Annotated in this window: 26 protein-coding genes; 22 read left to right on the forward strand and 4 right to left on the reverse strand. The window is 72.9% G+C overall.

Annotation, left to right across the window (positions count from 1 at the left end; translation table 11 throughout):
• Positions 1-70 precede the first annotated feature (70 nt).
• From ACFQUZ_RS28350 to ACFQUZ_RS28365, 4 genes are read left to right on the forward strand one after another with little or no spacing between them, the layout of a single operon-like run.
• On the forward strand, positions 71-283 hold the full coding sequence (locus tag ACFQUZ_RS28350) for a hypothetical protein (protein ID WP_377447639.1): 213 nt from the start codon (positions 71-73) through the stop codon (positions 281-283).
• A complete protein-coding gene (locus tag ACFQUZ_RS28355; RefSeq protein ID WP_377447641.1) occupies positions 283-1827 on the forward strand; it encodes a multicopper oxidase family protein in 1545 nt (514 codons plus the stop codon). The genes ACFQUZ_RS28350 and ACFQUZ_RS28355 overlap by 1 nt, the downstream gene beginning before the upstream one ends.
• On the forward strand, positions 1820-2995 hold the full coding sequence (locus tag ACFQUZ_RS28360; protein WP_377447643.1) for a sensor histidine kinase: 1176 nt from the start codon (positions 1820-1822) through the stop codon (positions 2993-2995). Before ACFQUZ_RS28355 ends, ACFQUZ_RS28360 begins: the two co-directional genes overlap by 8 nt.
• Positions 2995-3705 (forward strand): response regulator, encoded by a 711-nt coding sequence (locus ACFQUZ_RS28365; RefSeq protein ID WP_377447645.1) that lies wholly within the window; start codon positions 2995-2997, stop codon positions 3703-3705. Before ACFQUZ_RS28360 ends, ACFQUZ_RS28365 begins: the two co-directional genes overlap by 1 nt.
• On the opposite strand, the gene ACFQUZ_RS28370 is transcribed toward ACFQUZ_RS28365, so the two are convergent.
• Complete coding sequence (locus ACFQUZ_RS28370) at positions 3680-4822, reverse strand: site-2 protease family protein (protein WP_377447647.1); 1143 nt, start codon at positions 4820-4822, stop codon at positions 3680-3682. The genes ACFQUZ_RS28365 and ACFQUZ_RS28370 overlap by 26 nt on opposite strands.
• Positions 4823-4867: 45 nt before the next feature.
• Entirely contained in the window at positions 4868-5755 is an 888-nt protein-coding gene (locus ACFQUZ_RS28375; RefSeq protein ID WP_377447649.1) for a LysR family transcriptional regulator, read from the reverse strand.
• A 69-nt stretch (positions 5756-5824) separates the two neighbouring features.
• Between ACFQUZ_RS28375 and ACFQUZ_RS28380 the strand changes: the two genes are divergently transcribed.
• The 6 genes from ACFQUZ_RS28380 to ACFQUZ_RS28405 all read left to right on the forward strand — a co-directional run bounded on the left by ACFQUZ_RS28380 (position 5825) and on the right by ACFQUZ_RS28405 (position 11661).
• Positions 5825-6574 carry an SDR family NAD(P)-dependent oxidoreductase gene (locus ACFQUZ_RS28380; RefSeq protein ID WP_377447651.1) on the forward strand — a complete coding sequence of 250 codons (750 nt, stop codon included), beginning with the start codon at positions 5825-5827 and terminating at the stop codon, positions 6572-6574.
• Between the two features lie 56 nt (positions 6575-6630).
• Entirely contained in the window at positions 6631-7596 is a 966-nt protein-coding gene (locus ACFQUZ_RS28385) for an aldo/keto reductase (protein WP_377447653.1), read from the forward strand.
• Positions 7597-7656: 60 nt separating this feature from the next.
• On the forward strand, positions 7657-8955 hold the full coding sequence (locus ACFQUZ_RS28390; RefSeq protein WP_377447655.1) for a sensor histidine kinase: 1299 nt from the start codon (positions 7657-7659) through the stop codon (positions 8953-8955).
• A gap of 120 nt (positions 8956-9075) precedes the next feature.
• The gene (locus tag ACFQUZ_RS28395) at positions 9076-9732 is read left to right on the forward strand and encodes a response regulator (protein WP_377447657.1); all 657 of its coding nucleotides are present in this window, start codon (positions 9076-9078) and stop codon (positions 9730-9732) included.
• A 74-nt stretch (positions 9733-9806) separates the two neighbouring features.
• Positions 9807-10328 (forward strand): SigE family RNA polymerase sigma factor, encoded by a 522-nt coding sequence (locus tag ACFQUZ_RS28400; protein WP_377447659.1) that lies wholly within the window; start codon positions 9807-9809, stop codon positions 10326-10328.
• Positions 10321-11661, forward strand: coding sequence for a sialidase family protein (locus ACFQUZ_RS28405; RefSeq protein ID WP_377447661.1), 1341 nt, complete (start codon positions 10321-10323; stop codon positions 11659-11661). Before ACFQUZ_RS28400 ends, ACFQUZ_RS28405 begins: the two co-directional genes overlap by 8 nt.
• Here the strand turns inward: ACFQUZ_RS28405 and ACFQUZ_RS28410 are convergent.
• The gene (locus ACFQUZ_RS28410) at positions 11658-12980 is read right to left on the reverse strand and encodes an MFS transporter (protein ID WP_377447688.1); all 1323 of its coding nucleotides are present in this window, start codon (positions 12978-12980) and stop codon (positions 11658-11660) included. The genes ACFQUZ_RS28405 and ACFQUZ_RS28410 overlap by 4 nt on opposite strands.
• A gap of 202 nt (positions 12981-13182) precedes the next feature.
• On the opposite strand from ACFQUZ_RS28410, the gene ACFQUZ_RS28415 reads away from it, so the two are divergent.
• From ACFQUZ_RS28415 to ACFQUZ_RS28435, 5 genes are all read left to right on the forward strand, one after another.
• Complete coding sequence (locus ACFQUZ_RS28415) at positions 13183-13884, forward strand: TetR/AcrR family transcriptional regulator (RefSeq protein WP_377447663.1); 702 nt, start codon at positions 13183-13185, stop codon at positions 13882-13884.
• 55 nt (positions 13885-13939) lie between these two features.
• Positions 13940-15301, forward strand: coding sequence for a flavin-containing monooxygenase (locus tag ACFQUZ_RS28420; RefSeq protein ID WP_377447665.1), 1362 nt, complete (start codon positions 13940-13942; stop codon positions 15299-15301).
• Positions 15298-16188: an SDR family NAD(P)-dependent oxidoreductase gene (locus tag ACFQUZ_RS28425; RefSeq protein WP_377447667.1), complete on the forward strand. Its 891-nt coding sequence runs from the start codon at positions 15298-15300 to the stop codon at positions 16186-16188. The genes ACFQUZ_RS28420 and ACFQUZ_RS28425 overlap by 4 nt, the downstream gene beginning before the upstream one ends.
• A 120-nt stretch (positions 16189-16308) precedes the next feature.
• Positions 16309-17832 carry a magnesium chelatase gene (locus ACFQUZ_RS28430; RefSeq protein WP_377447669.1) on the forward strand — a complete coding sequence of 508 codons (1524 nt, stop codon included), beginning with the start codon at positions 16309-16311 and terminating at the stop codon, positions 17830-17832.
• 2 nt (positions 17833-17834) lie between these two features.
• Complete coding sequence (locus ACFQUZ_RS28435; RefSeq protein ID WP_377447671.1) at positions 17835-19805, forward strand: VWA domain-containing protein; 1971 nt, start codon at positions 17835-17837, stop codon at positions 19803-19805.
• A gap of 107 nt (positions 19806-19912) precedes the next feature.
• Here the strand turns inward: ACFQUZ_RS28435 and ACFQUZ_RS28440 are convergent, their stop codons facing one another.
• Positions 19913-20623, reverse strand: a complete 711-nt coding sequence (locus ACFQUZ_RS28440; RefSeq protein WP_377447673.1) for a tetratricopeptide repeat protein — start codon at positions 20621-20623, stop codon at positions 19913-19915.
• Between the two features lie 146 nt (positions 20624-20769).
• Here ACFQUZ_RS28440 and ACFQUZ_RS28445 point away from each other — a divergent pair, with 146 nt between their 5' ends.
• The 7 genes from ACFQUZ_RS28445 (at position 20770) to ACFQUZ_RS28475 (ending at position 24364) form a co-directional block, all read left to right on the forward strand.
• Complete coding sequence (locus ACFQUZ_RS28445; protein WP_377447674.1) at positions 20770-21240, forward strand: hypothetical protein; 471 nt, start codon at positions 20770-20772, stop codon at positions 21238-21240.
• 225 nt (positions 21241-21465) lie between these two features.
• Entirely contained in the window at positions 21466-21912 is a 447-nt protein-coding gene (locus ACFQUZ_RS28450) for an SRPBCC domain-containing protein (RefSeq protein ID WP_377447676.1), read from the forward strand.
• Complete coding sequence (locus tag ACFQUZ_RS28455) at positions 21902-22246, forward strand: ArsR/SmtB family transcription factor (RefSeq protein WP_377447678.1); 345 nt, start codon at positions 21902-21904, stop codon at positions 22244-22246. The genes ACFQUZ_RS28450 and ACFQUZ_RS28455 overlap by 11 nt, the downstream gene beginning before the upstream one ends.
• Positions 22247-22269: 23 nt before the next feature.
• A complete protein-coding gene (locus ACFQUZ_RS28460) occupies positions 22270-22770 on the forward strand; it encodes an SRPBCC domain-containing protein (RefSeq protein ID WP_377447680.1) in 501 nt (166 codons plus the stop codon).
• A gap of 67 nt (positions 22771-22837) precedes the next feature.
• Positions 22838-23224 carry a DNA-binding protein gene (locus tag ACFQUZ_RS28465; protein WP_377447682.1) on the forward strand — a complete coding sequence of 129 codons (387 nt, stop codon included), beginning with the start codon at positions 22838-22840 and terminating at the stop codon, positions 23222-23224.
• A complete protein-coding gene (locus ACFQUZ_RS28470) occupies positions 23221-23856 on the forward strand; it encodes a transcriptional regulator (protein WP_377447684.1) in 636 nt (211 codons plus the stop codon). Before ACFQUZ_RS28465 ends, ACFQUZ_RS28470 begins: the two co-directional genes overlap by 4 nt.
• Positions 23857-23890: 34 nt before the next feature.
• The gene (locus ACFQUZ_RS28475) at positions 23891-24364 is read left to right on the forward strand and encodes an NUDIX domain-containing protein (protein ID WP_377447686.1); all 474 of its coding nucleotides are present in this window, start codon (positions 23891-23893) and stop codon (positions 24362-24364) included.
• Positions 24365-24476 lie beyond the last annotated feature (112 nt).

A 24476-nucleotide genomic window follows, 5' to 3' on the forward strand; every position in this document is an offset into this window, starting at 1 on the left:
GGCCGACAGCTGGCCGGATGGCTCTGGGGAGCGATGCGGTGGCGGCGCCGCCGGCCATAGCGTCGACCGCATGACAAAGACGGGGGTACGTCGTCTCGCCGGGGCGCTGATCGCGCTCCTCGGTTTCTTCATCCTCTACGGCGGGCTGTTCGTGCCGATCGGCGTGATCGTGCGGGATCGCGAGATGATCCCGGCGCCCGAGTCCTGGGTGGCCTTCTGGATCATCGGAGTGGGTGTGTTGCTGGCGGTGTGGCCGTCCCGCCGCCGGGCCGGGGGGCGCTGATGCGGATCTCCCGCCGGGCACTGCTGCGCGGGGCTGCCGTCGCCGGTGCGGTGACCGTGCTGCCGGCGGGCGCCATGGCCGGGTACGTGTGGACGTCGGCGGGGCGCGGCAACGTCGGCGAGGTGTCGTTCGGTCGGCCGCTGGCCATCCCGCCGCTGGCCGGCGGGGTCCGGGACGTGCGCGGGCGGGTCCGGGTGGAGTTGCGACTCCAGGCCGGGCGGGCGGAGTTGCTGCCCGGCAAGCGGACGGAAACCTGGGGTGTCAACGGCAACTACCTCGGGCCGACCATCCGGGTGCGGCGCGGCGACACGCTCGCTCCGGTGGTGCGCAACACCCTGCCGGAGGCCACCACGCTGCACTGGCACGGCGCCGAACTGCCGGCGGTGTCCGACGGCGGTCCGCACCAGATGGTCCGCCCCGGCGAGGTGTGGGAGCCGACCTGGCGCATGGACCAGCCGGCGGCGACGTTGTGGTACCACCCGCATCCGCACGGGCGGACCAAGGAACACGTGTATCGGGGGATCGCCGGCCTGCTCCTGGTCGACGACGGCATGGCCGACGGACTGCTGCCGGCGGAGTACGGGGTGGACGACATCCCGCTGATCGTGCAGGACAAGAACTTCCGGTCCGACGGCGGACTCGACACCACCAATATCAACTGGGGCGGGTTCGCGGTCACCGGACTGCTCGGGTCGGAGATCCTGGTCAACGGCGTCTGGGGACCGGTCCTGGAGGTGCGGTCCGAGCGGGTGCGGCTGCGCCTGCTCAACGCCGCCAACGCCCGGATCTTCGACTTCGTCTTCGGTGACGGGCGGGAGTTCCACGTGGTGGCCGGCGACGCCGGACTGCTGGCCGCTCCCGTACCGGTGGATCATCTTCAGCTCAGCCCGGGGGAGCGGGCGGAGGTGGTGGTGGGGCTGCGGCCCGGCGAGCGGGTACGGCTGCGCAGCCGGCCGCCCGATCTCGGCGCCAACCCGCTCTTCGACCGGTTGTCCGGCGGGGACGACGAGTTCGACATCCTGGAGTTGCGCGCCGCCGCCGACCTGCGCCCGGCTCCGCCGCTGCCGGCCACCCTCCCCGCACCGGCTCGGCTGCCCCCGCCGGCCGGCGGCCGGACCGAGCGGAGGTTCACGCTCGGCGAGTTCCACATCAACGGCAAGGTGATGGACCCGGCCCGGATCGACGACGTGGTGTCGCTCGGCAGCACCGAGATCTGGCGGGTACGCAACGACAACACCGCACCGCACAACTTCCATGTGCACAACGCGGCATTCGAGGTGCTGGAGGTGTCCGGCCGGCCACCCGATCCGGCGTCGCGGGGGCGCAAGGACACCGTCTACGTCCCACCGGGGGTCGACGTCCGGTTGCTTGTCCGGTTCGGTCAGTACCCGTCGCCGACCTGGCCGTACATGTACCACTGCCATCTGCTGGCACACGAGGACGCCGGCATGATGGGTCAGTTCGTGGTGGTGGAACCGGGCACCGACCCGGCGACCGTCGCGCCGCCGCCCGTCGGGGACGACAATGGGCATCATCATGACTGAGCCCGCCGCCGACAGCGCCGGACCCGCAGCGGTCGGTCCGCGCCGGCTGATCCGGGACAGCACGCTGGCGGTGCTTGTCGCGGTGTCGGTGTGGACCGTCGCCGCGCTCGCGGACGAGCCGGGGTCCCGCCCGGTCGAGTCCGCCGGTTGGCTCCTGGGGCTGCTGCTGGGCGTCCTCCAGTTCGGCCGGCGTCGCCGCCCGCTCGCGGTGCTTGTCGCCTCGGCGGGCGCGGTCTTCGCGTACCACCTGCTCGGTTATCCGGCCATCGGCACGGTCTGGCCGTTGCTGCTGCCGTACCTGGGCGCGGCCGCCGGTGGACACCTGCGGCACGCGGTGGCGCTGGCGCTCGCGATGACCGCCGGCAGCGCGGGGTGGCGGATCCTCGACGAGGGTGAGTGGCCACTCGGGGTGCTGGTCGGGGAGGCGCAGAGCCTGGTGGTGGTCGGATTGGCGCTGGCCGTGGGGGAGGCCGTGTGGCAGCGCCACCGGTGGGCCGAGGAGGTGCGACGCCGGCTGGCCCTGGCCGACGCGCAGGCCCGGCGGGAGGCCGAACGGCGGCTCGCCGAGCAGCGGCTCGCGGTGGCCGCCGACCTGCACGACGTCGCGGCGCACAACCTGGTGGTGATCGGCCTCCAGTTGCGGCTCGCCGAGGAGACGGTGGACAGCGAGCCGGCGGCCTGCCGGGCCGCGGTCGCCGCCGCGCTGGCAGCCCACGACGAGGCGGTCCGCGAAACCACCCGGACCGTACGCCTGCTGCGCTCGGACGCGCCGCTGCGGCCGGTGCCGACGCTTGCCGACCTGGACCGGCTGCCGCAGGTGGCCCGGGGGGCCGGCGTCGAGCTGCGGGTCGAGCTGGACGAGGTGCGCGACGTGCCGGCGTCGGTGGCGCTGGCGACGTACCGGATCGCCCAGGAGGCGTTGACCAACACGATCAAGCACGCCGGCACGGACCGGGCCTCGTTGACGGTGCGGCGGGACGGCGACACGCTGCACCTTCGCTTTGCCGACGCGGGCACCGGCGGGGTATCGGCGGGCGGGGGACGCGGTGGCCACGGCATCGCCGGCATGCGGGAGCGGGTCCGCGGTCTCGGCGGCCGGCTGGAGGCGGGTCCGGTCGGTGGTGGCGGGTTCCGGGTGGACGCCTGGCTGCCGGTGGGGAACGGCTGATGCGGTCCGGGCCGCCCGCCGTCGGGCCGCAGGTTCCGGGCGGGCCGTCCGGCGCCGGCCGGGTACGGGTGTTGATCGCGGACGACCAGCCGCAGGTGCGATCCGGGATCCGGGCGCTGCTGGAACGCACCCCCGATCTCGACGTGGTGGGCGAGGCGGCGGACGGGGAGCAGGCGGTGCGGCTCGCCGCCGGGTTGCGGCCGGACGTCGTACTCATGGATGTGCGGATGCCCGACCTGGACGGCATCGCGGCCACCCGGGACATTCTGGCGGGGCCGGCACCGGTGCCGCGGGTGATCGTGCTGACCACGTTCGACCTGGACGAGTACGTCTTCGGGGCGTTGCGGGAGGGAGCCAGCGGCTTCCTGACCAAGAACGTGGCTCCGGACGACCTGCGTCGGGGGATCCGGCTGGTCGCCGGCGGGCAGGCGCTGCTCGATCCGGCGGTGACCCGGCGGGTGATCGAGCGCTTCGCGGTCCCGACCCGGCCGACCGCCCTGGACGCGTTGACACCGCGCGAATGGGAGGTGGCCCGGCTGGTGGCTCGCGGGCTGACCAACGACGAGATCAGCGCGGCGCTGTTCCTGAGCATCTGGACCGTGAAGACCCACGTGAGCCGGATCCTCGCCAAGCTGGGCGCCCGGGAACGGGCGCAGATCGTGATCGCGGTGTACGAGGCGGGCGTTACCGGCCGGACATCCGGTCGTTGAGCGCGCTGCGCTGCACGGCGCGGCTGATGTCGCTGGGCGAGACGATCCCGACCAGTTGACCGTCGGCCGCCACCACGAGTGCCCGCCCGTCGGTGCCCGCGCTGAGCCGGGGCAGCACCTCCAGCAGGGGCTCCTCGGGCCGGGCCAGCACCAGTTCCTCGCCGCGGCAGGACACCTCCCCCAGCGTGGTGCCGGCGCGTTCGTCGGCCGGCACCCGGCGTACCCGGTCGAGGGTGACCAGCCCGGTCGGTCGCCCGTCCACCACCAGCGGGAGCGCCGTGTGCCGGTAGGCCCAGAGGTAGTGGTCCACGAAGTCGCCGACGTTCACGTCGGGCGTCACCGTCTGCGGGTTCGGCGTCATCACCTCGTCGACGCGGACACCGTGCAACGCGACGCCGACCTGCGCCTGCCGTTCCTCCGCGACGGCGGCGCCGATGAGGAACCAGCCGATCAGCGCCAGCCAGAGCGCGCCGACGGTGGCGCCGGTGAAGAACTGCCACAGGCCGATGCCGATGAGCACCGCGCCGAGCACCCGGCCGGCCCGGGCCGAGGCGATGGCCGCCCAGGCACGGTCGCCGCGCCATTTCCACAGGGCGGCGCGCAGCAGCCGGCCGCCGTCCAGCGGGGCGGCCGGTAGCACGTTGAAGACCGCCAGCACCAGGTTGATCCCGGCCAGCCAGGCCAGCGAGCCGAACAACAGCCCGCGCTCGTCGCCGGACAGTGCGATCAGGCCGGCCACCGCTCCGAAGGCGAGCCCGATCACCAGGCTGACCAGCGGGCCGATCCCGGCGATGCGCAGCTCCGCGCCGGGTGTCCGGGCCTCGCCGCGGAGCTGGGCCACGCCGCCGAAGAGCCACAGGGTGATGCTGTCCACCTCGATGCCGTTGCGCTTCGCGACGATCGCGTGGGAGATCTCGTGGGCCAGCAGGCCCAGGAAGAAGACGACCGCCGCGGCGATTCCGGCAAGCACGTATGCCCAGCCGGGGCGGTCCGGGTAGACGCGCGGGAACTGGTTGCCGGCCAGGCCCCAGACGAGCAGCGCGAAGATGACCAGGACGCTCCAGTTGACGCCGACCGGCACGCCGGCGACCTTGCCCAGCCGGAAACTTGCCCGCATGGTCCATGCATACCCCCGTATCGGCCGGGCAACCAGGCGCGCGGGTCAGGAAGCCGAGGGTTGGCCGGTGGTAGCCACCGTGGCCGCGGTCCGGGTCCTGGCCACCGTGGCCGCGGCCCGGGCGAACGCGGCCACCGCCCGGGACCAGGAGCGTTCGGGCCAGGCCGCGACGACCGTGCTGGTGGGAGCGTCAGCGATGGGCACGGTCACCAGCCCAGCCGGGAGTCGCTCCCGGCTCGATGCCGGCAGCACGGCGACCAGCCGCCCGAGCGCGATGAGCTGCATGAGTTGGCCGCTGTCCCGGATCAGCGGGGCCGCCGGGTCCGCGACCGGCTGGCCCGGGAATCGGGGCTGCGGTTCACCGGCCAGTTCCGCCATGGTCACCGAGTCGCGTCCGGCGAAGCGGTGGTCCTCCGCGATCACCAGGACATGCCGCTCGACCAGCAGATCCTCGGTGTCGAAGCCGCCGAGGTCGTCGTAGGGTCGATGCAGCAGGCCCACGTCGGCCTGGCCCTGGCGCAGCAGCCCGGCCTGTTCGGCGATGCCGCAGATGTGTATCTCCATGGGCAGGGCGTCCGGTTCCGGCTCGTATTGGGCGAGGATCTCCGGCAGCAGCCCGGCGTCCCCGCCGGGCTTCATGACGAGGACGAGCCGCCGGTCCGGCTGTCCGGCGCGGCGGGCCCGCTGGCCGGCGGCGCTCACCGCGTCGAGCGCCTTGCGTGCCTCGTGCAGCATCACCTCGCCGGCCGGGGTCAGCGCCACCCGCCGGCTGGTCCGGTCCAGCAGCGGGACACCGATGCGCCGCTCGACCTGCCGGATGGCCCGGGACAGTGGCGGCTGCGCGATGCCCAACCGCTGGGCCGCCCGGCCGAAGTGCAGTTCTTCGGCGACCGCCACGAAGTAGGTGAGTTCCCGGGTCTCCAGGCGATCCATACCTTCAGGGTAACGATCGGGATCGGATCGGTGTTGGCCCTCCCGGGCCCGCGCTGGTGGGCTGGGCACATGACGCAGAACACCACAATCACGCTGGTCACCGGCGGCAACCGGGGCATCGGCCGGGAGACCGCTCGGCAGCTCGCCGGTCTCGGCCAGACCGTGCTCCTCGGGACCCGGGACGCCGGGCGCGGCGCGGCGGCGGCCGAGGAACTCCGGGCCGCCGGCGGGGACGTCCACGCGATCGAACTCGACGTCACGGACCCGGCCGGGGTGGCCGCCGCGGCGAAGCGGGTCGACGAGGAGTACGGCCGGCTCGACGTGCTGATCAACAACGCTGTCAACTTCGGCGGGTCGTGGGCGGACGCCGAGCGGTACACGCCGAGCACCGCCGACCTCGACGTGATCCGCGCGGTATTCGAGACGAACGTGTTCGGCGTGCTGACCGTGACAAACGCGTTCCTGCCGCTGATGCTGCGTTCGCCGGCCCCTCGGATCGTGAACGTTTCCAGCGGCGTCGGCTCGCTGGCGGTCATGTCCGACCCGGCCGGGCCCTACGCCGGGATGCCGCCGGCCGTGACCTATCCGCCGTCGAAGACGGCCCTGAACGCGATGACCGTGCAGTACGCCAAGCAGTTCCGGGATTCAGCCCTGCTGATCAACGCGGCGGATCCGGGCTACACGGCGACCAACGGCAACGACGATCCGAACGCGAGGCCCGTCGCCGAGGGCGCCGCCATCGTCGTACGGCTGGCGACGCTGCCGGCCGACGGGCCCAGCGGTGGGTTCTTCGATGATGCGGGACCGGTGCCCTGGTGAGGTGGTGTCCCGCGCCAGCCCGGCGGCACCGGTCGGGGCCGGGTAGCGTCGGGCACATGCGCTATGTCGCCGCGGACACCACCAAGCAGATCTCCCGTATCGGCCTCGGGACCTGGCAGTTCGGCTCGCGCGAATGGGGCTACGGCACCGAGTACGTCAAACGCGCCGAGCAGATCGTCCGCCGGGCTCTTGAGGTCGGGGTGACCCTCTTCGACACCGCGGAGCTGTACTCGTTCGGTAACAGCGAGCGGATCCTGGGTGCCGCCCTGGGCGACGACCGGGAGCGGGTGTTCCTGGCCACCAAGATTTTTCCGGTGCTGCCGACGGCACCGGTCGTGCAGCAGCGCGCGGTCGCCTCGGCCGGCCGGCTAGGGGTCCGGTCGCTCGATCTCTACCAGGTGCACCAGCCGAACCCGGTGGTGCGGGACCGGACCACGATGCGCGGGATGCGGGTGCTCCAGGACATCGGGCTGGTCAAGCAGGTGGGCGTCAGCAACTACAGCCTGAAGCGCTGGCGGATGGCCGAGGCGTGGCTGGGCCGGCCGGTGCTGTCGAACCAGGTCTCCTACAGCATCGCGCACCGTCGCGCCGAGGACGACCTGCTGCCGTACGCCGAGCAGCACGGCCGGCTGGTCATCGCGTACAGCCCGCTGTCGCAGGGGTTCGTCTCCGGCCGGTACGACGCCAAGCACCCGCCGTCGGGCGCGGTCCGGCGAGCCAATCCGCTGTTCCTGCCGGAGAACCTGGAACGCGGCGCCCACCTGCTGGCCACCCTGCGGGAGGTGGCGGACGCGCACCAGGTGACCCCGAGCCAGATCGCCCTGGCGTACGTGCTGCGCAACCCGAGCGTGGTGGCGATCCCCGGCGCGTCCTCGGTCGAGCAGGTGGAACGGAACGCGGAAGCCGCCGACCTCGACCTGACCGACGACGAGTACGCGGCACTGAACCGGGCCGCCCGGGAGTTCACCCCGGTCACCGGGCTGGCAGCCGTACCCGGGTTGATCCGCGCCCGGCGGCGGTAGCGGCTCACCCTCCCCCGGGCGAGGGAGTTGCCGGCGGCGGCCGGCGGGCACAATGGGCGGGTGTCGCCGCGTGCCGTGTTCGCCCCGCTGGTCAGCGGCAGCACCTACCGCCGGGCGGTCTTCCTGCTCCTGGGTGGGGTGCTGCTGCTGCCGTACCTGATGCTCGCGGCGGTCTTCTGGCAGATGCTGACCACCGCCGAGGTGCCGCTCGGCCCCGTGATCTCGCTGCTCGCGGTGGCCGCGGTGATCGCCGCTACGCCGGTCTTCCTGGCCGGCAGCCGAGCCCTGGAGATCGCGGCGGCCCGCTCGCTGCTGGATGTGGAGTTGCCCGATCCCGTCCCCGGACGCCCGATCGATCGGGAGACCCGGCTGCGCGGTGCCCTGTGGATCGCCACCCACCTCGGCGTCGGTGGGCTCGTCATGTTCGGGCTGATCAGCGTCTTCCCGATGGCGCTGGTCTTCGTCCTCCAACAGTTCGGGATCGGCGGCGAGGCACTGGACGGACGGCGGTTCGGCCCGTGGGACGCCGACGGCGGTTGGTTGGCGCTGTTCGGCGCGGTGGCGTTGCTGGTCATGGCGTACTCGGTCGCCGGACTGGGCGCGCTGGCCCGATCGATGGCGCCGGTGCTGCTCGGCCCCTCGGAGCGGGAGCGGATCGCCAGCCTGGAGGAGCGCGCGGAACGGCTCGCCGAACGCAACCGGCTGGCCCGCGAGCTGCACGACTCGATCGGGCACGCGTTGACCGTGGCGACGTTGCAGGCGGGGGCGGCCCGCGAGGTGCTGGACGCCGACCCGGCGTTCGCCCGGCGGGCGCTGGCCGCCATCGAGGAGACCGGCCGGCGCGCGATGGAGGAGTTGGACCACGTCCTCGGGGTGCTGCGGCAGGGCGAGGCACCCGGTCGGGAGCCGCAGCGTACGCTCGCCGACCTGGACCGGTTGGTCGCCGACACCCGGGCCGCCGGGCTGTCGGTGCGGGTACGGGTGGAGGGATCGGTGGACGGACTTCCCCCGGCGGTGTCCCGGGAGGGCTACCGGATCGTGCAGGAGGGGCTGACCAACGCGGTCCGGCACGGTGCCGGAGACGAGGTCAGCCTGCGGATCGGCGTACCGCCGAACGGGTTGGACATCGAGCTGGTCAACGCCGCGCCGGCGGACGCGGCCGGGGCCGGTCACGGCGGTCCGCCGGCTGGGCCGGTGCCCGCGGTCGCGGCCGGCCGCGGTTCTGGCGGGTCCGGACGTGGCCTTACCGGCATGCGGGAGCGGGTCGCCCTGCTCGGCGGCCGGATGACCGCCGGGCCGGACGCCGACGGTTGGCGGGTGTCGGTGCGCTTGCCGGTCACCGGGACTGGCACCGGGTGAGCGCGAGGAGTGAGCCGGGTTTGCGAGCCCCGCAGTCGCGAACGAAGGACGGTACCGGGTGAGCGCGAGGAGTGAGCCGGGTTTGCGAGCCCCGCAGTCGCGAACGAAGGACGGTACCGCGTGACGATCGGGGTGCTGATCGTCGACGACGACGAACTGATCCGGGTGGGGCTGCGCGCGGTTATCGACGCGCAACCCGACCTCGTGGTGCGTGGCGAGGCCACCGACGGCGCGGAGGTGCCGCCGCTTGTCGCCCGGCTGCGACCGGACGTGGTGCTGATGGACGTGCGGATGCCGGCCATTGACGGCATCCAGGCCACCCGCCGGCTGGTCGCCACATCGGCGCAGCCGCCCCGGATCCTGGTGATCACCACCTTCGAGAACGACGAGTACGTCTACGAGGCGTTGCGCGCCGGCGCTGCCGGGTTCCTGCTCAAGCGGGCCCGTCCGGCCGAGGTGGTGCAGGCCATCCGGACCGTGGCGGCCGGCGATTCGCTGCTGTTTCCCGAGGCGGTACGCCGGTTGGTGGCCGTTCACTCCGGCGGTGGTCGGGGCGGTGACCGCCTGCGCAGGGCCCGGCTGACCGAGCGGGAGGCCGAGGTGCTGCGGCTGATGACCACGGGGCTGTCCAACCAGGAGATCGCCGCGGAACTCGTGCTCGGGGTGGAGACGGTGAAGACCCACGTCGGCAACGTGCTGGCCAAGCTGGGCGCGCGGGACCGCACCCAGGCGGTCATCGCCGCGTACGAGTCGGGGTTCGTCACGCCCGCCGGCTGAGAACTGTCGAGATCGGGTGCAACCGCCGCCCGTCGGTGCTGGTCCTTCTCATGACCGCAGCGAGGGGAGCACGAATGGACGGGGCCGAGGCGGTGCGCGAGGCGTACCGGGCCTACTACCACCGCCTGGTGGGCCAGCTCTACGGCCTGACCGGTGACCTGCCGGAGGCCCAGGACGTGGTGCACGACGCGTACGCCCGGGCGCTCGCCCGACCGGACCGGTTCCTGACCATCCGGGATCCGGAGGCGTGGCTGCGCACGGTGGCGATGAACCGGGCCCGGACCCGGTTCCGTCGCCGCTGGGTGTTCGACCTGCTGGTCAAGGGCGGCCGGGTGGACCGGCCGGCCGAGACCGTGCCCGGGCTGGGGCCGGACCGGGTGGCGTTGGTGACGGCGTTGCGAAAACTGTCCCGCCCCACCCGGGAGGCGATCGTCCTGCACCACCTCGCGGACCTGCCGGTGGCGGAGGTCGCGACGGCGCTCGGCGTCCCCGTGGGCACGGTGAAGGCCCGACTGTCCCGCGGCCGCGCCACCCTCGCCCGAGAACTCGCGGACGGATCCACCGTCAACACGGAGGTGTCGATCAACCATGTCTGACCCGAACTTCCACGGCCTGCGCGACGAGGCCGCCCGCGCCGCGCACGCCGACTTCGACGTCGTACGACGGCGGGCGCGCCGGCTGCGCTCCCGGCGCCGGGCCGCGGCCGGTGGAACGGCGCTCGCCGTCGCCGTGCTGCTCGGTGTCACCGGGTACGCGGTCACCGGTGGCCCGCCGACGAATCCGCCGGCCGTCGGTGATCCCGTGCCGGCCTGGCCGACCGTCCCGGCGCCGGTGCCCTCGCCGGAGCGGACCAGCCCGGTGCCGACGATCAGCGGGGTCCCGATCGCGGTGCCGCCGAGGATCCGCTGGGCCGGGGCGGGCGACCCCCGACACCTGTACGCGGTGGTGGCCGCCTGCGACACCTGCCCGCAGAAGCTGATGGCGTCCGAGGATGGTGGCACCACCTGGGCCGAACGACCAGACTTCCCGGGCCGGACCTGGGCGCATCACGAGACCGATATATCGCTCAGCGTCTACGGAGCGAAGAACCTCGTTCTGAACGAGCCTCGCCGGCTGACTGTCGGCCCGGACGGCAAGGTGCAGCCACCTCCACCCCGTAAGATGCAGATCAGCACCGACGGCGGCGTCGGCTGGCGGAGCCTGACGGTCAACGAGCAACGCATGCCGTCTGTGCCGGCCGATGGAGCCGTCGTCCAGGATCGATTTGGCGACAATCCTGCCCACGGCCCGATCCGGGTGTTGGATCCGGCGAGCGGTACGGTGGGTCTGCTGGCCAACCAGCCACCACTGCGGCTGCTGGACCTGGCCGACGTGCCAGCCAGCGCTGGGATATGGGTACAGGGATTCGAGCCGAAGACCCGGAAACCGGCCGTGGCGGTGAGCCGCGACAGGGGAGTGACGTGGGCGGTGTCTGTCTTCGACGCCGAGCGCTCGGTGTCGTTGCCGACAGACGGCACAACGCCGGACATCATGGCCCGACCGAACGTCGCCACGACCGACGGCACGACGGCGTTCGCCATGTTCGTGGGCGTCCCGAGCGACGTCCGGGTCTACCGCAGCACTGACGGTGGGGTCGGGTGGCAGTCGGTCGCCGCTGGTGTCCTCGGTGACACGCCGCTGGCCGGTCCGGAGTCGTGGGTGACCGCCGACGGCAGCCACGTCGTGTCGATACAACCGAACGGCGCGTACACCTTCGCGGCCAGCCGCGACGGCGGCGGGTACGAGGCGATGACGCCGGACGGGCTGCCAGCCGTTGACCGCCGACCGATCGTCATCGACGCTGACCACTACCTTTACCGGAACACCGACCACCTGTACCGCTCCGGCGACGGCCGGAACTGGCAGGCCGTGGCGGTCCCGGTCGGTTAGGAAGGATCCTCAGGGGTGTCCAGCCGGGCGGCGCGGTCCAGCGTGTAGCGGCGTTGCAGCAGCACGGCGGCGAGCATCACGGCGGCCGGCAGCAGCCCGAAGCCGTACCGGATGGCGGCCAGCGCCGAGCCGGACTGGCCGACGGTCTCCCCGGCGGAGGAGGCGACGAATCCGCCGGCGGCCAGGCACACGGCGAACGCGTACGGGCCCAGGGCGGCGCCGGTGGCCTCGGTGGCGGTCCACACGCCGGTGTAGGTGCCGGCCCGGCCGCCACCGGCGGCCCGGATCACGTCGGGAACCATCGAGAACGGCAGCAACTGCATGCCGGCGAAGGACACGCCGAGCACGGCCACCGCGCCGACCAGCACCGGCAGCCCGGCCGGTCGCCCGACCGCGAGGACCAACGACCCGGCCGCGAACGCGCCCTGGGCGACCAGCAGGGCGCGTTGCTTGCCGATCCGGCGGGACACGGCGAGCCAGGCCGGGGTGACCAGCAGCGCCGGGGCGACGAACGCGGCCACCAGCGCGGTGGTCAGGGCCGGCCGGCCCAGCTCGTACTCGGCGTAGTACGGCACCCCGGCCAGCACCAGGTGGGTGGTGGTGGACATGGCCAGGTAGGCGGCGACCAGCCAGCGGAACTGCCGGTCGCGCAGCGCGGCGAGCAGCGCCGGCCAGCCGGCCGTCCCGTGCGGCGATCCGGCCGTCCCGTGCGCCGATCCGGCCGTCCCGTGCGGCGACTCCGTCCCGCCGGTGGCGACCCGGCGCAGCCGGTCGATCCCGGTCAGCCCGACCAGCATGGCGATCAGCATGCCGGCCCCGAGCAGCAGGCCCATCCGCTGGTAGCCGGCCCGGGTGGCGGCGTCGCCGCCGGCCAGCCAGGGGGCGAGCAGACCGGAGATCAGGATGCCGAGGGTCAGCACCATCATCCGGAACGCCATGAGCCGGGTCCGTTCGTGGTAGCCGATCCGCAGGTCGGCCGGGGTGGCCAGGTAGGGCACCTGGTAGGCGGCGAACAGCAGGTTGCCGGCGACGAACAGTGCCGCCACCCAGGCGGCGGCGGACGCGCCGGTGAGACCGCCGGGCACGGCGAACACGGCGGCGAAGGCCACCGGCAGCGCGCAGCCGATCAGCAGCAATCGGCGCCGGTCGCCGTGGCGGCGCTGGTCCAGATCGGCACGGTGGCCGATCCACGGATGCAGCAGCACGTCGGCGATCTTCGGCAGCAGCAACGCGAGGCCGGCGAGCCAGGGCGTGACCGCCAGGACGTCGGTGAGGAAGTAGAGCAGCAGCAGACCCGGGACGGTCACCCAGACGCCCATGCCGAGCGACCCGGTGGCGAAGCCGAGCAGCGGCCCCCGGGGCAGGCTGGCGGGGTCGGCGTCGCGGGTCGGGCTGGCGGGGTCGGCGTCGCGGGTCGGGCTGGCGGGGTCGGCGTCGCGCGGCTGCGGTCGGGTCATGAGATCTGCCTCCGGTGCCGAGCCAATCCAACAGATGCTGGATTGTAGGGGGAGAATGCCGGGCATGACCATGCCCCGACGCCGACCCGGCCGCCCCCGGCGGGACGAGGCCCGCCAGACGCGCGAGACGATCCTCGCGGCGGCCACCCCGCTCTTCGCCGAACGGGGGTTCGACGCCGTCGCCCTGCGCGAGGTCGCCGCGGTGGCCGGCGTGGACGTCGCCACCGTGGCCCACCACTGCGGTACGAAGGCCGAACTCTACGACTGCTGCTTCGCGCGGGTCTTCGCCGCCGAGCGGGAGGTGCTCGAGCGGGCCGCTGCCAGCGCGGCGGCGGCGGTGGGCGCGGGGCCCGAGCGGGCGCTCGCGGCCCTGCACGAACTGGTGGACGTCTTCGTGGACTTCCTGGAGGACCGGCCGGAGACCACCGGTCTGTGGCTGCGCCGCTGGCTGGAGCCGCACCGGCACGCCGAACTCGACGAGCGGTACGCCACGCCGCTCTACCGGCTGGTCGAAGAACTGTTGACGGCCGCGGCGGCGGCCGGGGTGCTGGTGGAGCCCGCGCCGCACATCACCGTACGCAGCCTGGTCTGGGCGGCACACGGCCACGTGGTGGCGCTGGCCGCCGGGGGAGCGGGTGCCTCCGGCGCTCGGACCGCTGGCGCCGCCGGATCCCCCGACCAGCGGGCCTCCGGTGCCCGGGAGCGGCGCGAGTTCCGCGCCTTCGTGCACCGGTTCCTCGACGCGATGTACCGGCCCGCGGGTTGACGCCGTCGTCCGAGCTGGGCATTATCCATCGCACGTTGGATAAATGGAGGCGGACGTGGAGACACCGAGGGTCGCGGTCATCGGAGCCGGTGCCGCCGGTCTGGCCACGCTCAAGGCCCTCGCCGACCGGCGTGTCCCGGCCGTCTGCTTCGACGCCGGTGGCCAGGTGGGCGGGCTGTGGGTGTACGGCTCGCCGGGTTCCGCCGCGTACCGCACCCTGCACCTGAACACCAGCACCGGTCGCACCCAGTTCGCCGACCTTCCGATGCCGGCGCACTGGCCGGCGTATCCCGACCACGCCCGGATCGCGGGATACCTACACGACTACGCGGAGCGGTTCGGCCTGCTCGACTCCGTCCGGCTCGGTCACCGGGTCGACCGGGTCGAGCGGCGGGCCGACGGGCGGTGGGACGTGCATGCCACCAGACCCGCCAGCGTCACCGGGCCGGCCGGACCGGTCAGCGTCACCGTCGACGCCGTCGTGGTGGCCAACGGGCACAACCGGGAGCCCAAGCTGCCCGACCCCGGTTACCCCGGCGAGTTCACCGGGGAGCAGCAACACAGCCACGCGTACCGGGGCCCGGACCAACTGGCCGGCCGGCGCGTCCTGGTGGTCGGCGGCGGCAACTCGGCGATGGACATCGCGGTCGACTCCGCGTACGCCGCGACGCGGACCCTGCTGTCGCTGCGCCGGGGCGTCTGGGTGGTGCCGAAGTATCTGCTCGGCCGCCCCTCGGACACGCTCAACGGCGCGTTGGCCCGCCGGCTGCCATGGCGGGCGCGGCAACGCATCAGCCAGACGATGCTCGCCGCCACGGTCGGTGACCCGACCCGGTACGGCCTGCCCAGACCGGGCCACGGCTTCCTCCAGGACCATCCGACGCTCTCCGACGGGCTGTTGTCCCGGCTCACCCACGGCGACATCGAGCCCCGCCCGGGCATCGCCCGGCTGCACCCGGACCGGGTGGAGTTCACCGACGGCCGCGCCGACGAGGTGGACCTCATCGTCTGGTGCACCGGATACCGGGTGGAGGTCCCCTTCCTGGACCGGGACCTGCTCGGCGCCGCACCCGACGCCCTGCCGCTGTATCGGCACGTGTTCCATCTCGATCACCCCACGCTGACGTTCGTCGGCCTCATGCAGTCAACGGGTGCCGCCTTTCCGCTGGTGGAGGCCCAGGCCCGGCTGGTGGCCGGACACCTCTCCGGGACGTACGCGCTGCCCGACCGGGACCGGCAGGTCGCCGCCTGCCGGGCCGAACTGCGGGCGGCCACCGATCGCTGGGGCAAGCGGCGGCCGGCGATGCGTGTCGATTTCGACGCCTACCTCGCCGAGCTGCGCCGGGAACTGGTGGTCGGCGCCCGGCGGGCCGATCGGGGTCGGCGTGTCGCCAGCCCATCCGGGTCGGTCCGGTGACCACGCGTCGCCGGCCGCCGGCGGCCGGAGGTGAGCTGCCCATTCCTCGCCGCCGGCTGCCGCTGGGGGGCCGGCGGTTGCCGCTGGCCAACCGGCGGGTGGTCGTCACCGGCGCCGCCGGCACCTTCGGCCGGCGGCTCTGTGCCGCCTTCGCCGGCGCCGGCGCGTCCGTCGTCGGGCTGGACCTGCGCGCCGAGCCGATTGACGGAATCGACGTCCTGGGTTGTGATCTCGCGGATCCGGCCGCCGTGGGTCCGGCGGTCGCCGCCGCCATCGACCGGCTCGGTGGGATCGACCTGCTGGTCAACAACGCCGGACTGGGTGGACCGGCCCCGGCCGAACTGCCGCCCGGGGAGGTGGTGCGCCAGCAACTGGAGGTGAACCTGCTCGGCGCGTGGCGGACCACGGCCGCGGCGCTGGACGCCCTGGTCGCCGCGCGCGGTCGGGTCATCTTCGTGGCCAGCCGGATGGCTGTGCTGCCGCTGCCGCTGGCCGCCGCGTACGGCGTGAGCAAGCGAGCCCTGGTCGCCTACGCCGACGCGCTGCGGCTCGAGGTGGGCACCCATGTCGGCGTGAGCGTCGTCTACCCCAGCATGGTCGCCTCGCCGATCCACGCCAGCACCTCCGCCGCCGGGCTGTCGCTGGACGGCGTGTCCCGGTTCGAGCCGCTCGACGGGGTGGTCGCGGCGATCCTGCGGGCCGCCTCCGCCCCCCGGGCCCCCCGGGACGTGGCCACCACCCGCCGCGGCCGGCTGGAAATGGCCCTCGCCCGGCACGCCCCGGCGCTGGCCGACCGGTTGGTCCGGCGAACCGTCCGGACCCGGATCGCCGCCGGGGACCTCGACGCCGCGCCGCTCGCCGCGGGGATGGTCCGCCGGCACCGCTGACCGCGTCGCACCGGGCCGGTGTGGCAGTCGAGCGGTGTGGCTTCGAGCGGTGTGGCAGTCGAGCGGTGTGGCGGTCGAGCGGAGCGGCGGTCGAACCGTCGGCGAGATAGCGTCGGTGAGGTGACGGAGACCTTCCACGTGCCGCCGGCCGACCTGCCGACCACGCTCGGCGCCCTGCGGGCCGCCGGGCACCGCTACCGCACGGTCAAGCAGGAGTTGCGGGAGAACCTGCTGGCCCGGATGCGCTCCGGGGAGCCGCGGTTCCCCGGCATCGTCGGCTACGACGAGACCGTCCTCCCCGAGGTGGAGCGGGCGCTGCTGGCCGGGCACGACATGGTGCTGCTCGGCGAGCGGGGGCAGGGCAAGACGCGGCTGATCCGGGCGCTCGGCAAGCTCCTCGACGAGTGGACGCCGGTCCTCCCGGACTCGCCGCTGAACGAGCACCCGCTGCACCCGGTCACCCCAGCGGCCCGCGCAGCCGTGGCCGAGGCGGGTGACGACTTCCCGGTCTCCTGGCTGCACAGATCCATGCGGTACGGCGAGAAGCTGGCCACCCCGGACACCAGCGTGGGCGACCTGATCGGCGATGTCGACCCGATCCGGATCGCCCAGGGGCGCACCCTCGGCGACCCGGAGACCATCCACTTCGGGTTGGTGCCGCGTACCAACCGGGGCATCTTCGCGGTGAACGAGCTGCCCGACCTGGCCGAGCGGATCCAGGTGGCGCTGCTCAACGTGCTGGAGGAGCGCGACATCCAGGTTCGTGGCTACCAGTTGCGGCTGCCGCTGGACCTGTTGCTGGTGGCCAGCGCCAACCCGGAGGACTACACCAACCGCGGCCGGATCATCAGCCCGCTCAAGGACCGGTTCGGCGCCGAGATCCGCACCCACTACCCGATCGACCTGGATCTGGAACTCGACCTCATCCGGCAGGAGGCCGACCTGGTCGCCGAGGTGCCGGAGCACGTGCTGGAGGTGCTGGCCCGGTTCGCCCGCGCGGTACGCGAGTCGCCCTCTGTGGACACCCGATCCGGTGTGTCGGCGCGGTTCGCCATCGCCGCCGCCGAGACGGTGGCCGCCGCCGCGCTGCGCCGGGAAGGGCTGCTGGCCGGTGCCGAGGACTCCGCCGCTCGCGACGACGCCACCGGGGGAAACTTCCCCACGCCCGTGGCGCGGGTCGGGGATGCCGAGTCGGTGACCAGCACGCTACGCGGAAAGGTGGAGTTCGAGTCGGGCGAGGAGGGCCGGGAGATCGAGATCCTGGCGCATCTGCTGCGCACCGCCACCGCCGACACGTTCCGGGCCCGGCTGGCCGGACTGGACCTGTCCGGCTTCACGGCGCTGGTGGCCGACGGCGCCGTGGTCGAGACCGGCGAGCTGGTCGGCCCGGCCGACCTGCTGCGTCAGGTGGGGACCGTACCGGGACTGGCGAAGGTGCTGGACCGGCTCGGCCTGGGAGATGCCCCCACACCGGGTGAGGCGGCAGCCGGAATCGAGTTCGTCCTCGAAGGACTGCACCTGACCCGCCGGCTGGCCAAGGACCTCACCGACGACGGCCGCACCCGGTACGCGGGTCGCGGGCCCGGTGCCGAGGGCGGCAGGGGCCGGGACGGCGGCGGCCGGTCCGGCGGGGACCGGGACTGACCATGGCCGGCGGCAACCGATTCCGGTACGGCGCCTGGCGCGGCGGACCCGATCCGCTCGCCCCGCCGTACGACGTGCGGGCCGCGGTGGACGCCGTCGGCGCGGAGATGCTGGCCGGGGGAAGCCTGCGGGACGCGCTGCGCGGGCTGCTGCGCCGCGGCCCGGACGGCCGGGGCGGCCTGGACGACCTGGTGGCGCGGGCGCGGCGGCTGCGCCGGGAGGCGATGCGTCGAGGCAACCTGGACGGGACGATCACCCGGTCCCAGGCGTTGCTGGACCAGGCCCTCGCGGCCGAGCGGGACGAACTGCGCGGGCGGGACGACGAGGCGGCCCGGTTCAACGAGGCGGTGCTGGACAACCTGCCCGGCTCCACCGCCCGGGCGATCGAGGAGCTGGCCGGGTACGACTGGGCCAGCGACGAGGCCCGCCGGACGTACCAGCAGATCCTGGACGGGCTGCGTGGCGAGGTGCTGGAACAGCGCTTCGCCGGGCTGCGGGACGCGCTGCGCGCCTCGGCCGGCGACCCGGCGGTGCAGCGGCGGGTCGCCGAGATGATGGGCGACCTGAACGACCTGCTGGACCGGCATGCCCGGGGGGAGGACACCACCGACGCGTTCGCCGAGTTCATGCGGCGGCACGGCGAGTTCTTCCCGGAGCGGCCGGAATCGGTCGACGAGCTGATCGACGCGCTGGCCCGGCGGGCGGCGGCGGGGGAGCGGCTGATGCGCTCGCTGTCGCCGCAACAGCGGGAGGAACTGGCCGGGTTGATGCGGCAGTCGCTCGGCGACCGGCTGGCCGGCGAGCTGGACCGGCTGGACGCGAACCTGCGTACGCTGCGGCCGGACCTGGCCTGGGATCGGCGCGACCGGGTCCGCGGCTCCGAACCCCTCGGCTACGGCGAGGCGACCGGGGCGCTCGGCGAGATCGCCGACCTGGACGATCTGCTCGACCAGCTCGGACAGGAGCATCCGGGAGCCACCCTGGACGACATCGACGTCGACGCGGTGGCGCGCGGCCTCGGGCGGGGCGCCGCTGACGACGTACGCCGGTTGCGGGAGCTGGAACGGGAGCTGCGCCGGCAGGGCTGGGTGTCGCGGACCGCCGAAGGGTTGACGTTGAGCCCGAAGGCGCTGCGCCGGTTGGGCGGCACCGCGCTGCGGGCGATCTTCGGGGACCTGCACGGTGGCCGCCGGGGGCAGCACGACCTCCGGTCCGCCGGCGCCGCCGGTGAGATCACCGGGGCCTCCCGCCGCTGGGAGTACGGCGACGAACAGCCACTGGACGTGGTCCGCACCATCGGCCGGGCGGTCCGCCGGGCCGGGCCGGGGGTGCCGGTCCAGCTCGCGGTGGAGGACTTCGAGGTGGTGGAGACCGAGGCGCGGGCCTCGGCCGCGGTCGCGCTCTGCGTCGACCTGTCCTTCTCGATGATCTCCGAGGGTCGGTGGGGTCCGATGAAGCAGACCGCCCTGGCCCTGTCGCACCTGGTCGCCACCAGGTTCCCGCAGGACGCGTTGCAGATCGTCGGCTTCGGCCGGACGGCGTCGCCGTTGAGTCAGCAGGAGCTGGCCGCGATCGAGCCGGATCTCGTGCAGGGCACCAACCTGCAACACGCGTTGAAGCTCGCGGCCCGGCATCTGCGCCGGCATTCCGGGTCGGAGCCGGTGGTGCTGGTGGTGACCGACGGCGAGCCGACCGCGCACCTGGACCCGGACGACGGCGAGGCGCTGTTCCACTGGCCGCCGCTGCGCGAGACCATCGAAGTCACGGTGGCGGAGGTGGACAACCTCACCCGGTACGGAGCCACGCTGAACCTGTTCATGCTCGGCGAGGATCCGGGCCTGCGCCGGTTCGTCGACGCGGTGGCCCGGCGCAGCGGCGGACGGGTGCTCACCCCGGACGCCGAGGACCTCGGACGGTACGTGGTGGCGGACTATCTGCGCGCCCGCCGGGGTCGCCGGCGGCGGGCGGCCTGACCGCGTCGGGGCCGGTGCTGGGCGGCCTAGCTGGGCTTCGCGGTGGACGGCGTCGGGTCGGCGTCGGTTGTTCGGGTCTCCGGCGTAGCCGGCTGTGCGAGCCCCCGCTAGTCGATTTCGCCGGCCGTGTGCCGGTGGTCGGTCGCCGACGGCCGGGCGACGCCCAGCTGGGTGCGGGCCTCCTCGATCCAGGTGAGGATCCCGCCGGCCCCTGCGTCCTCCGCCAGCACGGCCGCCTCGGCGAGGATGTCTGGCACCTCGTGGCCCCGGTCGCCGTCGGCGGCGAGGTAGGCCAGCGCCACAAGGTTCGCCGCGACCCCCGCCGAGAATCCGATCTCGCGACGCAGCCGGGTGGATTCCAGCATCCGCTCGCGTGCCTCGTCCGGTCGACCCGCTGACTGCGCGGCGAACCCCAGATGCCGTAACGCGTACGACTGGGTGAGCCGGTCGCCGGCCTTGCTGGCCAGTTCGAGCGCCTGCGCGAAGTACGGCACCCCGGTATCGGTATCGCCTGCCACGACCTGGTGGTAGGCGCCGATCCAGAAGGCGCTCTCCGCCTCGCCACGGACGTCTCCCAGGGCCCGGTAACCGTCGGCGGCCTGTTGGAAGAGCGCCAGCTCGTGGGGATCCGGCTGGCGATCGTCGAGGAACCGGGCGTGGTGGATCCGGCCCTGGGCCAGCGCGACGTCGGCGGCCAGCCCGTCGAGGTCCCGTTCCGCCTCGGCCAGCCCCGTCGGGTCACCGCCGAAGACGGCGCGTTCGTACCGGTGCTGCGCTCTCGCTAGTCGCTGGTCCCCGTCCATCACAACCTCCCCCATGGTCACACCACCATGCCATAGCCACATCGTCACTCGATCCCGGCCCTGCCCGCTGACTTGATCCGGCCCTGCCCGGGGGCATGATCCGGCCCTGCTCGGGGCTTGATCCGGCCCTGCCGGCTGGAGGCCGGCCATAGACTCGCGGCATGGACACGGCCGTGCTCCGTGCCGCGTACGACGTGCTGCTGGCCGAGGTCGCGGCCGGCGGGTTCGGTCCGCCGCCACCCGGTGATTGGACCGCCGAGCAGGTGGTGGCGCACCTGACGCTTAACGACGACCTGCTGGCCACGGCCACCGAGGCGGTGCTGGCCGGCGCCCCGTGGGCCTATTACAACCACAACGCCGTGCACACACCAGAGCTCAACGAGTTGATCAGCGGGTGTGGTGGCCTGGCCGGGGTGGCTGACCGGCTGCGGGCCAGTAGCCAGCGATTGTGCAACCTGGTGGATCGGCTGGACGTGCTGGCCGCCGATACGCCGGTGGAGACGCACATCCGCGACGGCGACCGGATCGTGGTGGACGAGCCGTTGCCGTGGGGGCGGACGCTGGACATCCACGAGCGGGTCCACCTGCCCGCGCACACCGATCAGCTTCGCGCTTTGCGGCCCGCCGCCTGAGTGGCTCGACCCGCCGCCTTGAGTGGCTCCCGCTTTGAGTGGCTCCCGCTTTGAGTGGCTCCCGCCTTGAGTGGCTCCCGCCTTGAGTGGCTCCCGCTTTGAGTGGCTCCCGCCTTGAGCGGCTCGACCCCGCCGCCTCAGCGGTTCGGCGTCGGACGCAGCCCACGCCCCCTTGACGCAACCAGCCGATTGCAATAGCTTATATGGCAACCAACAAGTTGCTACATGCTGGAGGTCGTGATGGCGTTCCCTGACCGGATAGAGCGCACCCTGGACATCGCCCATCCGCCCGCCAAGGTGTGGGCCGCGCTCACCACCGCCGAAGGGCTGGGTACCTGGTTCGGCAACCAGGCGACGATCGACCTGCGCCCGGGTGGCGCGGCCCGGCTCACCTGGGCCAGTGGTGATCGGGCCAACCTGCGTATCGAACGGGTCGAGGAGCCGACCGTCTTCGGGTTCACCTGGCACGTCTACGGGCTGCCTGAGGACGATCCGCGGCGCACCTACGTCGAGTTCACGCTCGAACCGGTCGGTGCCGGCACCCGGCTGACCGTGGTGGAGTCCGGCTTCGCCCAGTTGTCGGAGGACTCCCACGCCAAGGCGTACGACGGCAACACCGACGGATGGGCCAGCGAACTGGGCGAGTTGGTCGAATACCTCGATGCCGCCTGACGTCGAGGCGATTGACGTCGAGGCGATCGCCGAGCAGGTCTTCATCGCACTGGCCGATCCGTCCCGGCGCGGCATCCTGGCCGAACTGGCGGCGAACGGTCCGGCCACGGCCACCGATCTGGCTGGCCGGCTGCCGATCACCCGACAGGCAATAGCGAAACACCTGGCCCTGCTGGCCGAGGCCGGCCTGGTCGCCGCCGAGCCGGGGGAGCGGCGCCGGGTCCGTTACCGGCTCCGTTCCGCTCCGATGCGGGTGGCACAGCAGTTCCTGGCAGCTTTGGCCCGGGACTGGGACGACCGGCTCGACGCGCTGCGCGAGCACCTCAACCGCTGAGACGGCAGAAAGCCGAGGAAATCATGAGCAAGCAGAGCTTCGTCACGTCCTTCGTGGTGGACCGGGCCCCGACGGAGGTGTTCGACGCCGTCACCAACGTCCGCGGCTGGTGGTCGGAGGAAGTCGTCGGGGGCACCGAACGACCGGGTGACGAGTTCGACTACCGGTACGGTGACACCCATCGGTGCCGGATCCGGGTGACTGAGTCCGTCCCCGGCCGGAAGGTGTCTTGGCTGGTGTTGGACAACCATTTCAGCTTCACCGAGGACACCGCCGAGTGGACGGGCACCACGATCGACTTCGAGATCCTCGAGCGGGAGGATGGTGGGACCGAGCTGCGCTTCACCCATCACGGCCTGGTCCCCGAGTACGAGTGCTTCGAGGTGTGCGTCCAGGGGTGGAGCTTCTATGTCGGCAAGAGCCTGCGGAGCCTGATCGCGACCGGGGTGGGGCAGCCCAACGGTGGGGGCGGCCGGGTGCGTACCGCCGCCGAGCGGGATCTGGTGGCCGCTCGGGACCGATAGTCGACCCGATCCCTGGGCTATCAACATAATGTTGACAACAGTGTGTTGATAGCCCAGGGTGGTCAACATGTCGTACTCCGATGGGGAACTCGCCGTCCGTGAGACGGAAGCGTGTGACCGCTTGTTGGACCGCGGCGCGGCGTCCCTGCCCCGGCCGCCGTGGCTGCGCGGGAGCCAACCACCCTCGGCGGTCGACCTGATCCGCTTCGCCCTGTGGCGGAGCACCTCGGGAGACCTGGACGAGGACGGCGTACTGGCCGCGCTGACCCTGCTGGCCGCGGCCCGGGCCGAGATGGACCAGGTGGAGTCGGCGATGCTGTTCGTCGCGCGCTCTCAGGGTCTGTCCTGGCCGCAGATCTCCCGAGCGTTGGGGCTGGCCTCGGCGCAGGCCGCACAGCAGCGGTACGACCGGGTGACGGGCCGCGTCGAGCAGCGCGGGAGCGCGGCGTCGTGACGTTCCGGTCCACACCGGAGGATCTGGCCCTGCACGGCGTACGGGTGCTGGGTTTCCCCACGGCGTCTCGGGTTGCCGCGCGCTACCGGCTCGCCGTCGACACGGTCACCGAGGCGCTGCTTGACTTCGAGGCCCGAGGCTGGGTCCGAAACCTGACCTTCGTCGACAGTTCCGGGTGGTCCCTCTCCGACGCCGGCCGGATCGAGAACGAGCGCCGCCTGGCCGAGGAACTGGACCGGGCCGGCGTACGGGATGCCGTGGTGCGCGCGCATGCCGAGTTCGTGCCGCTGAACCGGCGTTTCGGCGTGGCCTGCACCGACTGGCAGGTACGGCCGACCCGGCTCGACCCGATGGCCTTCAACGATCACACCGACTGGCGGTGGGACGAGCGCGTGTTGAAGACCCTGACCTCTGTGGAGGCGTCCTTCCGGCAGTTGTGTGCGGGGCTCGCCGACCGACTGGCCCGCTTCGACGGGTACGCCGACCGGTACTCGACGGCCCTGCGCAAGGTGAACATGGGCCAGCGGGCCTGGGTCGACGCGCATGACCGGGACTCCTGCCACATCCTGTGGATCCAGTTCCACGAGGACCTGCTGGCCACGCTGGGGATCCCGCGTGGATCCGACATGTGAGCGGTGACGGTGACCGATCCGTATCGTGCTCGGCATGCCGATCCCGGAATTTGTCCAGGTCCTGCGCGCCAAGATCGGTCGTGCGCCGCTGCCGCTGTCCGGTGTGATCGCGGTGGTGTTCGACTACCGGGACCGCGTGCTGCTGGTTCGCCGATCCGACACCGGTGACTGGGCGCTGGTGACCGGTTGTCTCGAACCGGGGGAACAACCGGCGGTCGGCGTCATCCGGGAGGTCATGGAGGAGACCGGGATCGAGGTTGCCGTGGACCGCCTCCTTTCGGTCGAGGCGTTGGACCTGTCCGTGGGGCCGAACGGCGACCAGGTGTACTGGCTCACCCTCGGATTCCGGGGCCGGGCCATCGGCGGAGAGGCGCGCGTCAACGACGATGAGTCGGTGCAGGTGGGGTGGTTCGAGCCGGACAAGGTGCCGGCCCTCGAACCACATCAGGCCAGGTGTCTCGCCCGTGCCCTGGGAAACCGCGCCGAACCGTGGTTCGTCCCGCGGTGATGGTGATCCGGTCGAATCTCAGCAGCGTCGGTGGTAGGTGTTGCGGCGGGGTCGTTGCTCTGGGTCGGTCCAGGGTGGGGGGATGAATTCGGGGTGTCCGTCGGTGGCGAGG

Origin of the sequence: Plantactinospora sp. GCM10030261 (assembly GCF_042666615.1) — a bacterium.
Lineage (GTDB): Bacteria > Actinomycetota > Actinomycetes > Mycobacteriales > Micromonosporaceae > KBS50.